The sequence below is a fragment of the Geoglobus ahangari genome, from assembly GCF_001006045.1.
GTDB classification, from domain to species: Archaea; Halobacteriota; Archaeoglobi; order Archaeoglobales; family Archaeoglobaceae; genus Geoglobus; species Geoglobus ahangari.
Window position 1 is genome coordinate 1,661,194 of the sequence record NZ_CP011267.1, and the last position, 13,215, is coordinate 1,674,408.

At 52.3% G+C, this 13,215-nt stretch carries 19 protein-coding genes; 11 read left to right on the forward strand and 8 right to left on the reverse strand.

What is annotated here, in order from left to right; genetic code table 11:
- The first annotated feature begins 6 nt into the window (after positions 1-6).
- From GAH_RS09595 to GAH_RS09615, 5 genes are all read left to right on the forward strand, one after another.
- Complete coding sequence (locus GAH_RS09595; protein ID WP_048096407.1) at positions 7-267, forward strand: AbrB/MazE/SpoVT family DNA-binding domain-containing protein; 261 nt, start codon at positions 7-9, stop codon at positions 265-267.
- A complete protein-coding gene (locus GAH_RS09600; protein WP_048096409.1) occupies positions 246-671 on the forward strand; it encodes a putative toxin-antitoxin system toxin component, PIN family in 426 nt (141 codons plus the stop codon). Before GAH_RS09595 ends, GAH_RS09600 begins: the two co-directional genes overlap by 22 nt.
- A 197-nt stretch (positions 672-868) precedes the next feature.
- Positions 869-1,126 carry a UPF0175 family protein gene (locus GAH_RS09605; RefSeq protein ID WP_048096410.1) on the forward strand — a complete coding sequence of 86 codons (258 nt, stop codon included), beginning with the start codon at positions 869-871 and terminating at the stop codon, positions 1,124-1,126.
- Complete coding sequence (locus GAH_RS09610; RefSeq protein WP_048096411.1) at positions 1,123-1,575, forward strand: DUF3368 domain-containing protein; 453 nt, start codon at positions 1,123-1,125, stop codon at positions 1,573-1,575. Before GAH_RS09605 ends, GAH_RS09610 begins: the two co-directional genes overlap by 4 nt.
- A 184-nt stretch (positions 1,576-1,759) precedes the next feature.
- Entirely contained in the window at positions 1,760-2,647 is an 888-nt protein-coding gene (locus GAH_RS09615) for an MBL fold metallo-hydrolase (protein WP_048096412.1), read from the forward strand.
- On the opposite strand, the gene GAH_RS09620 is transcribed toward GAH_RS09615, so the two are convergent.
- From GAH_RS09620 to GAH_RS09630, 3 genes are read right to left on the reverse strand one after another with little or no spacing between them, the layout of a single operon-like run.
- Positions 2,615-3,319, reverse strand: a complete 705-nt coding sequence (locus tag GAH_RS09620) for a queuosine precursor transporter (RefSeq protein WP_048096414.1) — start codon at positions 3,317-3,319, stop codon at positions 2,615-2,617. The genes GAH_RS09615 and GAH_RS09620 overlap by 33 nt on opposite strands.
- Positions 3,320-3,355: 36 nt before the next feature.
- Positions 3,356-4,414, reverse strand: coding sequence for a TIGR04084 family radical SAM/SPASM domain-containing protein (locus GAH_RS09625; RefSeq protein ID WP_048096416.1), 1,059 nt, complete (start codon positions 4,412-4,414; stop codon positions 3,356-3,358).
- A gap of 4 nt (positions 4,415-4,418) precedes the next feature.
- Entirely contained in the window at positions 4,419-5,114 is a 696-nt protein-coding gene (locus GAH_RS09630) for a metallophosphoesterase (protein WP_048096417.1), read from the reverse strand.
- 326 nt (positions 5,115-5,440) lie between these two features.
- Between GAH_RS09630 and GAH_RS09635 the strand changes: the two genes are divergently transcribed.
- From GAH_RS09635 to GAH_RS09655, 5 genes are all read left to right on the forward strand, one after another.
- On the forward strand, positions 5,441-5,611 hold the full coding sequence (locus GAH_RS09635; protein WP_048096418.1) for a 4Fe-4S binding protein: 171 nt from the start codon (positions 5,441-5,443) through the stop codon (positions 5,609-5,611).
- Between the two features lie 76 nt (positions 5,612-5,687).
- On the forward strand, positions 5,688-6,323 hold the full coding sequence (locus GAH_RS09640) for an Era-like GTP-binding protein (RefSeq protein ID WP_048096419.1): 636 nt from the start codon (positions 5,688-5,690) through the stop codon (positions 6,321-6,323).
- 5 nt (positions 6,324-6,328) lie between these two features.
- On the forward strand, positions 6,329-6,682 hold the full coding sequence (locus GAH_RS09645) for a DUF2073 domain-containing protein (RefSeq protein ID WP_048096885.1): 354 nt from the start codon (positions 6,329-6,331) through the stop codon (positions 6,680-6,682).
- Positions 6,682-6,981 (forward strand): Zn-ribbon domain-containing protein, encoded by a 300-nt coding sequence (locus tag GAH_RS09650; protein WP_048096420.1) that lies wholly within the window; start codon positions 6,682-6,684, stop codon positions 6,979-6,981. The genes GAH_RS09645 and GAH_RS09650 overlap by 1 nt, the downstream gene beginning before the upstream one ends.
- A complete protein-coding gene (locus tag GAH_RS09655) occupies positions 6,978-7,847 on the forward strand; it encodes a cation diffusion facilitator family transporter (protein ID WP_048096421.1) in 870 nt (289 codons plus the stop codon). Before GAH_RS09650 ends, GAH_RS09655 begins: the two co-directional genes overlap by 4 nt.
- Here the strand turns inward: GAH_RS09655 and GAH_RS09660 are convergent, their stop codons facing one another.
- Positions 7,848-9,278 (reverse strand): DHH family phosphoesterase, encoded by a 1,431-nt coding sequence (locus tag GAH_RS09660; RefSeq protein ID WP_048096422.1) that lies wholly within the window; start codon positions 9,276-9,278, stop codon positions 7,848-7,850.
- Positions 9,279-9,409: 131 nt separating this feature from the next.
- Between GAH_RS09660 and GAH_RS09665 the strand changes: the two genes are divergently transcribed.
- Complete coding sequence (locus tag GAH_RS09665; RefSeq protein WP_048096423.1) at positions 9,410-9,601, forward strand: DUF5371 family protein; 192 nt, start codon at positions 9,410-9,412, stop codon at positions 9,599-9,601.
- A 14-nt stretch (positions 9,602-9,615) separates the two neighbouring features.
- On the opposite strand, the gene GAH_RS09670 is transcribed toward GAH_RS09665, so the two are convergent.
- From GAH_RS09670 to GAH_RS09685, 4 genes are read right to left on the reverse strand one after another with little or no spacing between them, the layout of a single operon-like run.
- Positions 9,616-10,707 (reverse strand): NAD(P)/FAD-dependent oxidoreductase, encoded by a 1,092-nt coding sequence (locus GAH_RS09670; protein WP_048096425.1) that lies wholly within the window; start codon positions 10,705-10,707, stop codon positions 9,616-9,618.
- Positions 10,704-10,979, reverse strand: a complete 276-nt coding sequence (locus tag GAH_RS09675) for a (2Fe-2S)-binding protein (protein WP_048096426.1) — start codon at positions 10,977-10,979, stop codon at positions 10,704-10,706. The genes GAH_RS09670 and GAH_RS09675 overlap by 4 nt, the downstream gene beginning before the upstream one ends.
- A 4-nt stretch (positions 10,980-10,983) precedes the next feature.
- Complete coding sequence (locus GAH_RS09680; protein ID WP_048096428.1) at positions 10,984-11,463, reverse strand: 4Fe-4S binding protein; 480 nt, start codon at positions 11,461-11,463, stop codon at positions 10,984-10,986.
- Complete coding sequence (locus tag GAH_RS09685) at positions 11,460-13,034, reverse strand: FAD-dependent oxidoreductase (protein ID WP_048096430.1); 1,575 nt, start codon at positions 13,032-13,034, stop codon at positions 11,460-11,462. The genes GAH_RS09680 and GAH_RS09685 overlap by 4 nt, the downstream gene beginning before the upstream one ends.
- Between the last annotated feature and the right edge of the window lie 181 nt (positions 13,035-13,215).

Below are 13,215 nucleotides of genomic sequence, written 5' to 3' on the forward strand. Positions count from 1 at the left end.
AACATTATGGAAAAGTTGGAAAGCATCGTGAAAGTTTCCGGAAAAGGACAGGTAGTAATACCCAAGGATGTGAGAGACGCGCTGGGCATAAAATCCGGTGAAAAGCTGGCAGTTATTGTGAGAAATGACGAAATAGTTCTGAGAAAGGTGGAACGACTAAATTTTTTGGAAATGAGTTCCAGAATCTCATCAGTGGCTGAAAAAGAGAATATTGACGTAGATAGACTTGTAACGGAGGCCGTTGAGTGGGCAAGAAAACAAAGGTAGTTCTGGACACAAACATCTGGGTCTCGATATTCTTCAACAAAACCTTGGGCAAGGAATTTGACGATCTGTTCAATAGTGGGGAAATAGAGGTTTTTGTTTCAGAAGAGATTTTAAGAGAAATAGCTCGAGTTCTCGAGTACCCAAAAATAAAGACCGTACTGGAAAAAGCAGGAATAAGCTCAAAAGAAGTTCTAAGAGAAATCTCAGGATTGTCCAAGGTCGTGAATCCAAAGAGAAAACTGAAAATCATACGGGAAGATCCCGAAGATAACAAGTTCTTGGAGTGTGCACTCGAATGCGGGGCAGAGTACATAGTGAGTGGGGACAAACACCTGCTGAGAGCCGGAGAATTTGAAGGAATTAAAATAATCCCCGCGAGAGAGTTCATAGAAAGAATGAGGTAAGCGATACTTTCAAACAACAGATAACAGAGATTTTTCAGGCATTTCACATAATCGATATTATTTCTGCTGGAGTTTGTGTTAATGTGAACAGGTCTAAGCTTACCACATAAGTTTTGCCAGCGGGACTACATAAAACCTCACAGTTGAGAGATAAAACCTTTAATAGTTCTCAGTATGATTGTAAATTGGGGAGTAATATGGGTGAAAAAGTGAGGGTCGAGTTTCCTTTTGATGTGGTAAAAACCATTGGAATCAAGAACTTTGACAGTGAGGTGAAGCTTCTTACAGCCATAGAACTTTACCGAGAAGAGAAAGTAAGCCTTGGAAAGGCTGCAGAGATAGCTGAGCTGAGCATTAGAGAATTTCTGTACGAATTGAGAAAAAGAGGTGTAGAGATAAATTATGATTTAAAGGAGTTCAGAAGGGACTTGAAGACTATCGAGGGGTTGCAGTGATAGTAGTCTCGAACACAAGCCCTCTGGTAGTTCTATCAAATATTGGGGAGTTAGACCTCCTGAAATTTCTGTTTGAAAGAATTATAATACCAAGAGGTGTTGCTGAAGAATTCGGAGAAGTCACTCCAGAATGGATCGAGGTCAGGGATGTGCAGAACAGGATTGTTGTAGACTTGCTCAAAGAAAAGCTTCATACAGGCGAGGCTGAAGCTATAGCTCTGGCAGTCGAGCTTAAAGCAGACCTGATGATTATAGATGACAAATCCGCAAGAAATACAGCTTCTTCTCTCGGATTGAGGGTTATCGGAACTGTTGGGCTAATTCTTCTGGGAAAGAAAAGAGGATATTATGCTGAAATCAAACCCGTTGTCAACAATCTTCTGAAAAAGGGTTTCAGGCTGAGCAAGGAAGTCGTTGAGCAGATTTTGAAAGATGCGGGAGAGCTTTAACCAGATTTGGGCAGGATATTAACGGTCTGTGTATTTTTTCTTAAATTTTGTTACGTAATATTGACCACACCCAAGTCAGGAGAAAAGCTTAAAATAAACCTGCGAGCTATGAGCGACCATGACAAACATACCCGAGAAGTGCAAGGACTGCATGATATGCTACAGGAAGAAGAGGGATAAGTGAATGAGCATTCTCGACATCGCCGAGAGCTTCGGGACGCTCATATTCAGGAGGAAGTACGGAAGGGGATTCCGTCCCCACTTCTCGATCAGAGTTAACGGTGTTGACTTTCACATCGACTCTTCTCCTGGGAAAGGCTACAACATAATCACCCACGCCCACTCGGATCACTTCGGCCAGAGGAACATGAAAAACCACAAAGCCATAGCATCGACCGAGACTGCCAAGATTCTGGAGGCCGTGAGCGGGGAGAGGTTCAGGGGCAGCGTGCACGAGGTGGGGGAGAGGCTGAAGCTGGGAGGGGTGTCTGTAGCAACGTATCCAACCCACCACATGCACGGCTCCACCGCCTACCACTTCAGGGACAGCGGCATCCTGATCACGGGGGATGTTAAGGACTTCTCTGACCTTCCGGAGTGTGAGTTCCTAATCGCAGAGGCGACCTACGGGCACCCGAACTACGTCTTCGATGACGAGATAGACAGGGTCATAGAGGTTGCGGAGAACGGATACGAGCTCGGGGTGTATCCAATAGGGAAGGCCCAGAGGATAGCCACTCTTCTCTCCCAGCACGAGATAGGCTTCAGAACTGTGGATAAGATTGAGAGAATCTGCAGGGCGCTCGGGATTGATTATCAGGATGGTGACGCCATGCTTTTGCCTCCGAAGAGCGTCACCAACGGCTACGTGCTCTCAGCCCAGAACTTCTACAGGAACAGGATCACGGTAAGCGACCACGTGGACTACAGGGGGATAATCGGTCTGGTGGAGCACTGCAATCCCGACTACGTCCTCTTCTACCACGGCAACCCGACAAAGAGGCTTGTGAGCGAGATAGAGAGGAGTGGAAGAAAGGTTTTAACCCTCTCCGACATTGACGTTTGGCTTTAACGCCCTGTAAACCATCACTCCTGCGTAGAGGAATGGTGTGTCGAGCAGGGCTATGAGCAGCTTCAGCAGGTACTGCCCGACTATTAGCTCCCAGACAGGTGCAATCCCGTAGAACGCCACGGTTATGAACACCGCCGTGTCTATCAGCTGTGACATCGCAGTGGAGGCGTTGTTCCTGATCCACAGGTGCTTTCCGGACGTCCTCTCCCTTATCAGGTGGAAGACGTAGACGTCGTTGGTCTGGCTGATGGCGAAGGCAAGTAAGGAGGCGAAGACGATTCTTGGTGTTAGCCCGAAGATCTGGTTGAAGGCTCTCTCGAACTCCTCTCCCACGAACGGTGCCGGAGTCCACTGTAGGACTGCGTATATCGAGAGGAGGTAGACGATGTTGGCCGTAAGCCCTGTGATCACCGCCTTCTTGGCCGCCTCCTTTCCATAGACCTCGCTTATGAAGTCGGTGATCAGGAAGGTTATCGCGTAGACTATCACTCCCGCCGGAGCAACAACCGATGCGACGGAGATGAGCTTCACTGCCACTATGTTCGCCACGACCGTAAGCACCGCGTAGACTCCAATAATCACCTCAACTCCGAACCTTCTGGCCACTGCTATGGTGAGGGTCACTGCCGCGAGTGTCACCAGTGTCCACGCAACGAACTCCTGCAGAAGCATAGGTTGTCGATGGTTTCGGGCTGTTTAAAAAGCTGTCTAAGGAATGATCTCGGTTGTATTCAGGAATCGGGGATACCTGAGCTGGTCAAGGTCTATCACACCCGTCTCAGCAAGGGAAATTGCCCTTTCCTTGACCCTCTCCATCTCCCATATCAGGTGCCTCGTCGCGTCGCACAGCATTCTGAACCCTCTCTCCCCCCACAGCCGCTCCCTGTTTGAGAACAGACACCTACCACCGCAGATGTGAAAGTGCTCGCAGCTCGGGCAGGGTTCAACCACTTCAACCCTCCTGACGATCCCGTCCTCCAAGTTACCGGCAGTATTCCAAGGAAGATCCGCGACTACAGGGCATGCGACGATTCTCCCATCGGTGGTTATCGCGAAGCTCTCGCTCCCGCTGCCGCAAGGGGGTGACGGGTTTTTGTCAAAAATCATCGCGCTCAGCACTCCGAGGAATGGGACTATCCCGAGCACTCTGCCGTGAGCCATCTCCTCCTCGAACAGCCTTGCGAGCTTCGTGATTCCTGTCTTGTAGTCCTCAATCCACCCTTCAAAGTCCCGCCATATTCCCTCCGCACTCCACACGGCGTCAATCTGCCAGTGGACATGGGTGAAGAGATCCAGCTCGAGCAGGTGCAGAACGTCTGCAAAGATTTCGGTCCTCTGCGATGCCGTCATCCTCGCGATCAGCTCTCCGTCGAAGAACTCCCTCACCCACCTGACGTTCTCGAGCACCCTCTCGTAGATCCTCCCTCTGTAGTGCTCCGTGACCTCTTTCCTCCCATCTATGGACACAAGCACCGTGGAAAATCTTTTAACGTACTCCTCACCGAGCCTCCGGAGCAGGAGACCGTTCGTCTGGATTATGAAGTGCTTTGCATTAACCTCGTCCATGATCCTCCTTACCAGCTCAGCCTTGAGAAGCGGTTCTCCACCGTAGAATGCGACGCTCACATCTTTCCACGAATTGAGAAAGTCGATGAGCTGGGAGATGTCGTAGGTTATCTCGGCAGGCATAACGCTCTCGTCTATGCTCCCACCGCAGTACCTGCAGCTCAGGTTGCACCTCCCGGTGAGCATCAGGATGAAGAGCATCCGGCTAAAGCAGGTCGCTCAGGACTTTTAAGTTTCCCATGTAGTAGACGTCATCCTCAATTGCGTACACATCAATCTCCTCGCTCCTGAACCCCCTCAGAATGGGGGACAGAAACTCGCCCTCCAGAACGTTGCTTCCGGGGAAGAAGGTGGAGAACGCGGGGAGGACCCACACCTCCCTATCATTGTTTCTGGCGTGAAGAAAGCACCTGAAGGAATACACCGCTCCGCTGTGTCTGACCTTGATCGACGGGTGCTCGTGACCCATGATTATCCTGTCGCCCTTCCAGTCCCTGTGGCCGTGGACGACAGCGTAGCCCTCAACCTCCACAGCATCCGCGAATTCAACGCTGTAGTCGGCAAGTATCGCGGCGAGGTAGTTGTCGTGGTTTCCCCTAACCACCCTGAGCTTAACCACGTCTTTCAGCGATTCGACGTACCTTCTGACATCCCTCCACTCTCCCGGGACGTTCCTGCTGAACTCGTGCTTCAGGTCTCCGGCAATCACGAGCTCCTGGAGGCTGAACTCTTCAACTAACGCCACACTCCTCTCCACAAGCTCGTCCAGCTGCATTGACGGTATTGCCACGCCCCTCTCCTCGAGCGTGCCCTCTATTCCGAGATGGAGATCGGCGATGACTCCTGTGGAGCCTATAATCAACGCTCCCTCTCTGGTCAATCTGATCTTCTTCTTACCCACCGGAGAGAGTATGCCTGCAGGGATTAAAAAAATGAGTGGGTTCAGAAGTCCCCATAAAGCAGGGCCCTGTAGAGCTCCTCGTCCTCAAAGCTCTTCGCCCTCTCGACCACACCTGCTATGTAGTTCATGCTCTCATCTCGCACCAGCCCATATATACCGTTTGGCCGTGCCCTGAATGTAATACGATTTAGCTACATGAAAAGTTAAATTATCTGTCTGAATATCTGAGAGTCAAAAACTCTGTTGAGCGAAGCTGCGTTAATTTCCGGAGAAAAGGAAAAAGGTTATATTCGGTTACCTTGTCCACTGCGTTGAGGTGATGAAAAATGCCAGCTGTGGTTGATGCTGAACTCTGCACCGCCTGTGGGACGTGCGTTGATGAGTGCCCTGTGGGGGCAATTGAGCTGAACGATGTAGCGGAGGTAAACGCTGACCTCTGCACCGAGTGCGGAAGCTGTGTTGATGCATGCCCCAACGGGGCAATAAGCCTCCAGTAATTCGTTCCACCAGTTTTTATTATTTTTTGGCATAAAGCTTTTAATTTATTCGTTCGTTTAAAAAAACGTGATTGATATGGGGCTGATAACCAGTTTGAAGACGAGGTTCAGGAGCATATTCAGGTGGTTCTTCAAAAAAGACAAGATGAGGATAGGGATTTACGGCCCGCCGAATGCGGGGAAGACGACCCTTGCCAACAGGATCCTCAGGGACTGGACTGGAGACGTGATGGGCTCCGAGAGCGAGGTGCCCCACGAGACGAGGAGGGCCAAGCTCAGGGAGGGTGTGAAGATAGAGGTTGACGGAAAAACCCTCACCATAGACATCGTGGACACCCCGGGAATAGCAACGAAGATAGACTTCCACGACTTTCTGAAGTTCGGTATGAGCGAGGAGGAGGCGAAGAGGAGGGCCAAGGAGGCAACTGAAGGCGTTATAGAGGCGATAAAGTGGCTCGACGACCTTGACGGTGTGCTTCTCGTGATGGACTCGACAGAGGACCCCTACACCCAAGTTAACGTCACGATCGTGGGCAACATAGAGGCGAGAGGACTGCCTTTGCTGATAGTGGCCAACAAGATTGACCTGCCAACCGCATCTCCCGCAAGGATCAAGGCCGCGTTCCCCCAGCACACGGTCGTGCCCATATCCGCTCTCAAGGGTCTGAACATAGACACGCTGTACAGGACGATGGCCGAGAAGTTCGGGTGATGGTTATGGAGGGTGTCCAGCTCAACCTGATATCGAAGGAGAAGCTCGACAGAATGAGCTCGATGGAGAAGCTCAGAATGATCCTCGACAGCGTGAAGGAGGGCAAGATAGTTGTTCTGGAGAGCGGCCTCTCTCCGGAGGAGGAGGCGAAGCTCATAGAGCTGACGATGCTCGAAATCGACCACGAGAACTTCGTGGGCATAGAGGTGGAGAGCTATCCGCCAAAGGAGAGCTTCTTCTCCAAGCTCTTCGGCAAGAAGTCCGGAAGGCTCACCCTGATAGGGCCTGCTAACAGGGTAAAGACGCTGTCCAAGCAGGAGGATCTCATAACCGCCATGGTTCAGCTTGGTGATAGGTGATGCCCCACAGATGCACCAACTGCGGGAAGGAGTATGCTGACGGGGACATGGCGATACTTCAGGGGTGCGAGTGCGGCAACAACAAGTTCCTCTACATTCCCAAGAAGAAGGGCAAGGAGGTAGAGGAGATAAAGGAGCAGTTCGAGAGGATAGAGAGCGTCAGAATACTCGCCCCGGGCATGTACGAGCTCAACATAGAGAAGCTGCTTGAGGGTGGAGAGGTAGTGATAGCCCTTCAGGAGGATGGCAAGTACGCCGTCCACCTCCCATCTCTTTTGAAGAGAAAGAAGAAGTCATGATATACGCTTATCTCGCCTATGCGATCTCCCTCACCATAAGGTTCATCGGTTATTTCATGTACGGCTACCTCGTGCTCATAGCCGAGGCACTCCACTCCCTCACCGACATTCTCGTTCTCGCGATCCTGAAGATCTCCTCGAAGGTGTCAGAGAAGCCTGCAGACATGCATCATCCTCTTGGCCATGGCCTTGCCGGAAACGTCGGAGCACTTATTGCCGGTGTGGCGTTCATCTCCATTCTCTCCTACGAGCTCTTCAAGGAGGGAGTTTCGAGGCTCTACCACCACGAGGTTTACCACGACCCGACCAACGCAATTCTGCTCATGCTGCTCAGCCTCGTGCCGCTTTTCGTCGTCGTGGTTTACACTGGGAGGAAGAAGCTCAGGCCCGAGGAGGTAGCTCTCAGGTACGAGCTCAGGAACGACATGCTCTCCGGCCTGGCAGCGGTGGCGGCGCTCTCGTTTTCGGGAGTTCTCCCGCAGATAGACGCGTTAGCAGCGATAGTCGTGGCTGTGATAATTGCCTACAGCGGCCTAAGGCTGATAAACGAGAACGCGAAGGTTCTGCTCGGATACAGCCCGGATGAGGAGTTCTACAGGAGGGTGGCGAGCGTCGCGTCTGAGTTCGAGGAGGTTAAAGACGTGCACGACATCATAGCGACCTACATGGCCCCAGACAAGGTTCACCTCGACATGCACGTGACCGTGGATGGGAGTATGAGCGTCAGAGAGGCGGACGACCTTACGGAGAGGATATTCGACAGGCTCTCATCCGAGGTGCCGGAGGTTGAGTACGCGACGATACACGTATGCGCTGAGGGAAAGAAGAGGCTCAGGACGACCTACGATAAAATAGTTGGGAAATGATCAGTCCTCGATCTCGATTCCGAGCGCGCTCAGGAACCTCTTCTTGACCGCCTGCGTCACGAGCTTCGCAAGCGTCTCTTTGTCGCTCACGTCTCCGAATATGCCGAGGGGTATCTTTCCGCCAGCCGCGTGTGCGTGACCGCCAGCGCTTCCAACATCCTTGAACGCCTTCTTTAGCACGTCTCCGATGTTGATCCTCACATCTGTGTTCCTCGCCGAGAGGTATACGTTGTCCTTGATTATCCCGAACACGAGGACGGTCGAGATTCCCTCAAGCTTCAGCAGGAAGTCTGCTGCCTGCGGGAGGGTGTCCTTGTCGGTTATGAAGCCCGCGAACGAGATGAGGAAGGACGAAAAGATTTCCCTGTTCTTGATCGCCGTTCCAAGCACGTCGAGGGTTTCCGTTGACAGCGCCGGCCCCTCCATCTTCTCGAGCAGCTCGTTGTCGACGAACGGGTAAAGGTAGGCTGAAGCAAGAAAGTCGTTTGTCCTCGCGTTTCTCCTGAACTCCTCCGTCTCAGTCTGAATTCCAAAGAAGAGCGCCGTGGCAAGGGTTTTGGTCGGGACTATCTTCAGATCCTGAAGGTAGAGGGTCAGGATTGTCGCTGTGGCTCCCACATCTCCCCTGACGTCGGCAAACTCCGCCTCAACGTTTTCGGCAGGATGGTGGTCGATTATTATGCTGATCTTCACATCGTTCGGAATGGAGTTGTTGACTCCCGGTCCGGCAGAGTCCACGAGGGCGAACTTGGAGTACTCGCTCAGGTTGACCTCATTCGCCTTGAGCATCGGTATGTTGAGCAGGTTGACCATGGCCTTGTTCTGCTGGTGCTGGATCTCACCGTAGTAGAGGATGTCCGCCTCAACTCCGAAGTGCTTCGCAATCTCTCTGAGCGCGAGTGCGGAGGCGATTGAGTCAGGATCTGGGTTGTCGTGGGTGAATATGCCGAGCTTCCCGTTGGTATTCTGTATCACGTTTCTCAGGAGCTTGAGCTTTCTCAGCGACTCAACCTTCTTTATGCTCGAGAGAAGCTGCTGCTTCATGCTCTCGATTGGTGTTATGACCACGTCAACTCCAATCTCTTCCATCTCGTCCCTCGCCTTCGGTGAACTCGCCCTCGTTACTATCAGCACGTCACTGCTCCTCTTCCTGATCTTCAGCGCCACCTCCCTGTTCACCTGATCGTCGGATGTGAGAATGAGAACGCCCGTTATCTTGTCGAAGTCAATCTTGTCCAGAGTCTCGTCGTCCCTTATATCACCAACAATAGCGTCGATCTCCTGATCCTTGAGAACCTCCACCTTCTCCGGGTTTATGTCCACTGCCAAAACCTTCTTTCCTGCGGATATCAGATCCTTAACGACTGACGAGCCGAGACCGCCGCAACCGAGTATCACATACTCGTAGTTTCCATTCACATCTTCGGCCATTGCAGTTAAACATCTCAGGAACCATTATTTAAGATTTCCTGAGTTTTCCACGACTTCTGGCAAAACTTCATCAATTTTTCAAAAAGCTTAAATACTACACATTGGCATAATTATCATGAGGTGAGTGTGTAATGGTGAAGATAATTCACGCCCAGACCGTGCTTCCCGAGGAGGTCCTTGAGGAGTTGAAGAGGAAGACGGGTGAGCTTGCGACCAAGGATGCTCTGGCGAAGGCAGTTGAGCATTACCTGGTGTGCCCGTACACCCATGAGGAGCCGATCGGCAAGAGGCTTGAGGAGGTAATCAGAAAGAAGAGGAAATAAAAAGAATAAAATTTTTACGCTATCGTTGGTCTCGAGGGGCTGAATGGTTTCAGGTTCGGATTTTCCCCTTTTATTATCAGCTTCGCCAGCTCCCTGCCCATCGCCGGAGCAACGATCATTCCGGTGTGCCTTCCAAGACCGTTGGCCTGAACGAACCCCTCCACCTCGGTGAAGCCCACTACCGGCAGCCCATCTCTGCCCTCGTCGTAAACACCTGCCCACTGCCTGAGCATCGCAAGTCCCTTGAGCATGGGTATGAGCTGCGTGGCCCTCTTAGCATACCTCACCGCGAACTCCAGTGAGCTTCTGGTATCTATCTCCTCGACCTCCGAGCCCACTATTCCACCTACAATCTCTCCTCTCGCTGACTGGCTGAGGTAAACACCGTAAGTGACGTCGAATATGTACGGGTCGAGGTACGGCTTGATGCTCTCAGTGACGCAGATCTCCTCCTTGACCACCCTGTTGTTCAGCTTGGCCCCTGCCATCTTACTGATCTCGTTGCTCCACGCTCCTGCTGCGTTCACAACAACATCTGCCTTGTGAAGCTCTCCATTGGTCTTCACACCCTTGACTCCACCCTCAACGACAACCTCCTCAACCCTCGTCTGGTCGAGGATCTTCACTCCAAGCTCCCTGCAGCCCTTTGCAAGCCCCCAGACGACCGGCCAGGGGAATATAACGCCTGAATCCTCGCAGTAAGAGGCGAGGGTTATCGCGGACGTGTTGAAGTCGGGAACGAACTCCCTGACCTCATCCGGCTCGATGATCTTAGACCTCACACCGAGCTCATTCTGCATCCTCACGTCCTTCTTGAGCTTCTCGGCATCCTCCTCGCTTGCGGCCACCTTTATGTAGCCGTCCTTCCTGAACAGGAAGTTGAAGTCAACCTCAGCAGGAAGGGTGTCGTAGAGCTCGAGGCTCTTGACGGCAAACGGAATTAGCTCCTTCTTGTCAATCATTGGGGTTATGCCTCCTGAATTCCTGCCGCTCGCACCGTAGAGCAGGTACTTCTGCTCGAAAACCGTCACGTCCGCACCCATCTTAGCGAGGTAGTATGCGGTTGAAAGGCCCATCACTCCTCCACCGATGATCGCGACCCTCATTCCGCATCACCCTCTGAGAGGACGTAAAGCGGCACGGGGTTGACCGGAGGTCTCTGGGTCGTGACGCCAATCTCTTCCGGACTCTTGCCGGTCTTCTGGGAGAGAATCCTGATTATGTGCATCAGGCAGCCCTTGCCCTGACACGCACCAGTGGTGGCGCCGGTGTACCTCTTCAGGCTCTCAAGGTTGTCGTAGCCCTCCTCGATGGCGTGGATGATCTCCTCTTCGGTGAGGTCCTCACACCTGCAGACTATCTTCCTCTCCTTAACCATAATATCACCTCTTCCTGACTGCCCTAACCTCAAAAATAAGGTCCTTGTCCATCTCGATCGTGACGAGCTGGGTTCTGTCGTTCCTCTCTGGCTTCAGTGCCCACGTTACGACTCCCTCTCCGACCTCCTCGCCCCTTCTGTTGTACAGCCTGACCCTGTCACCCTTCTCAAGCCATGGCAGGAACTCGTACTGGAGCGTCACGTAACCCCTGCCCTCCTTGACCTGAAGCATGAATATGGCCAGACCGGGGCAGACCCTGATGCATGCCATGCATCCGGTGCACTTCTCGTAGTCAACCTTCGGCGGGTCATTTATGTTCTCCATCTCTATCGCGTTGAACCTGCAGGACTCGTAACAGGGTGAGCAAGGGATTGATTGGGGACATTCTATGTACGCAACAGGCTTTTTGGAGTTGATCCTCTCCTCAGGCGGGAACGGTGGAAGCTCGTCAGCTTCAAGGTATCCCCTTTCGAGGTACTTCATATCATCACCTCTTTCTCCAGAACGCACTTTTCAAGACCGCAAACTATCCTCTCACCGAACGGACCGGCTCTGAAGTCCTCCAGATCCTTCACCGCCTCCTCAAGCTCCTTCTTTGCCTCATCTCCGCCATACCCGAGCGTGATTGCCGCGTGAATTCCTGCTATTCTGCCCTCCATTATCGCAGCGGTAGCCTCCTCAATTCCCGCGACGTCTCCGGCCACATATACACCATCAACGCTGGTCTCGTTGTACCTCGTTCTCAGCGGAACAAGCCCTCCAAGCTCGGGAACGAACTTCATCTGAGCGTTGACGTGGTAAAGGAGCTCGTGGGCAGGTGATAGGCCAACCGCGACGCATATGAAGTCGCACTCAATCTCCTTCTCGCTCCCTGGTATGACCTGCCACCTGTCGTCCAGCTGGGCTATAACTGCTCCCTCAACCTTCTTCTCTCCAAACGCCTTCACGATCGTGTGTCTGGTGTAGATCGGCACTCCGAGCCTCCTGACCTTCGCGGCGTGGACAAAATAGCCTCCAATCCTCGGCATCGCCTCAACTATCGCGGCAACATCAACTCCGGCCTGCATGAGCTGGTAGGTGAGAATGAGACCGACATTGCCGGAGCCAACTATGAGCCCCTTGTTTCCGGGCTTTATGCCGTAAACGTTCATCAGCGTCTGCACACCTCCCGCCCCGTAAACGCCGGGCAGGTCGTTGTTCTCGAATATGAGCGTCCTTTCGTATGCGCCCGTTGCGATTACGATCTTCTTGGCCTTCACCCTCAGCAGCTTGGAGTCCTTCTGCACAGCAGCAACGTCCTTTCCGTAGATTCCGAACACCTTCGTCTCCTTCCTTATGTCCACGTTCTCGTACTGCCTCAGCTCCTCCTCGAGTATCTGCGCGATCCTTATTCCCCTCGTTCCAGCCCTGTGCCTCGCGCTTCCGAAGAACCTGTGGGTCTGCTTGATCAGCTGACCTCCGAGGTAGTTGTTCTCGTCCATCAGCACCACTTTGGCCCCGTACTTTGCTGCGTGAATTGCCGCTGAAAGACCAGCAGGACCACCACCAATGATCGCGACGTCAGTCTCTATCTCTTCATAGGACGTTTCGATGTCCGGTATGCTTTTCGGCGGGTTTCCGAATCCGGCGAGCTTCCTCATCTGCTTTGTCGCGAACTCCCTGACCTTCCTCGACTTGTTGAACTTCTTGTAGTGGGAGCCGTGCGGGAATACCGTGTCGATTATCTTGTCGAAGATTGCAAGCGCGTCATTCTCCGCATCTGGCTTTGAGTTCTGGGTTCTTATCTGCATCCCGTCCCTGACGTAGACCTTGCACGTCCTGATGTTCGGAACCCCGTCAACCTCCATCATGCACTGTGAGCACTTGCCTATCGCACAGAAGAAGCCCCTCGGCCTGTGGAATCTGAACGACCTGCTGAAAACTCTGACCCCAGCAGCATACAGGGCGGCTGCTACGGTCTCGCCCTCATAAGCCTTGATCGGTTTGCCGTTGAAGTAGATGGTTACCTCTTTTCCCCTCTCAAAATCAACGATCGGATGTGACTCGAGCCTCATAGTTTCACCTCTCGTTAAAATCACTATTTTCCAAAATCAACCATTATATAACCTTTCCGAAAAAACGCTTTTATGGCGTGACCCAAACTAAACAAAAAATCATTACAATACTTTCTGCAGAGCTCTAAGCGCCCTGCAGGGCTTCCCACACATGACCCAAAATTAACGTTGGTAATATTAA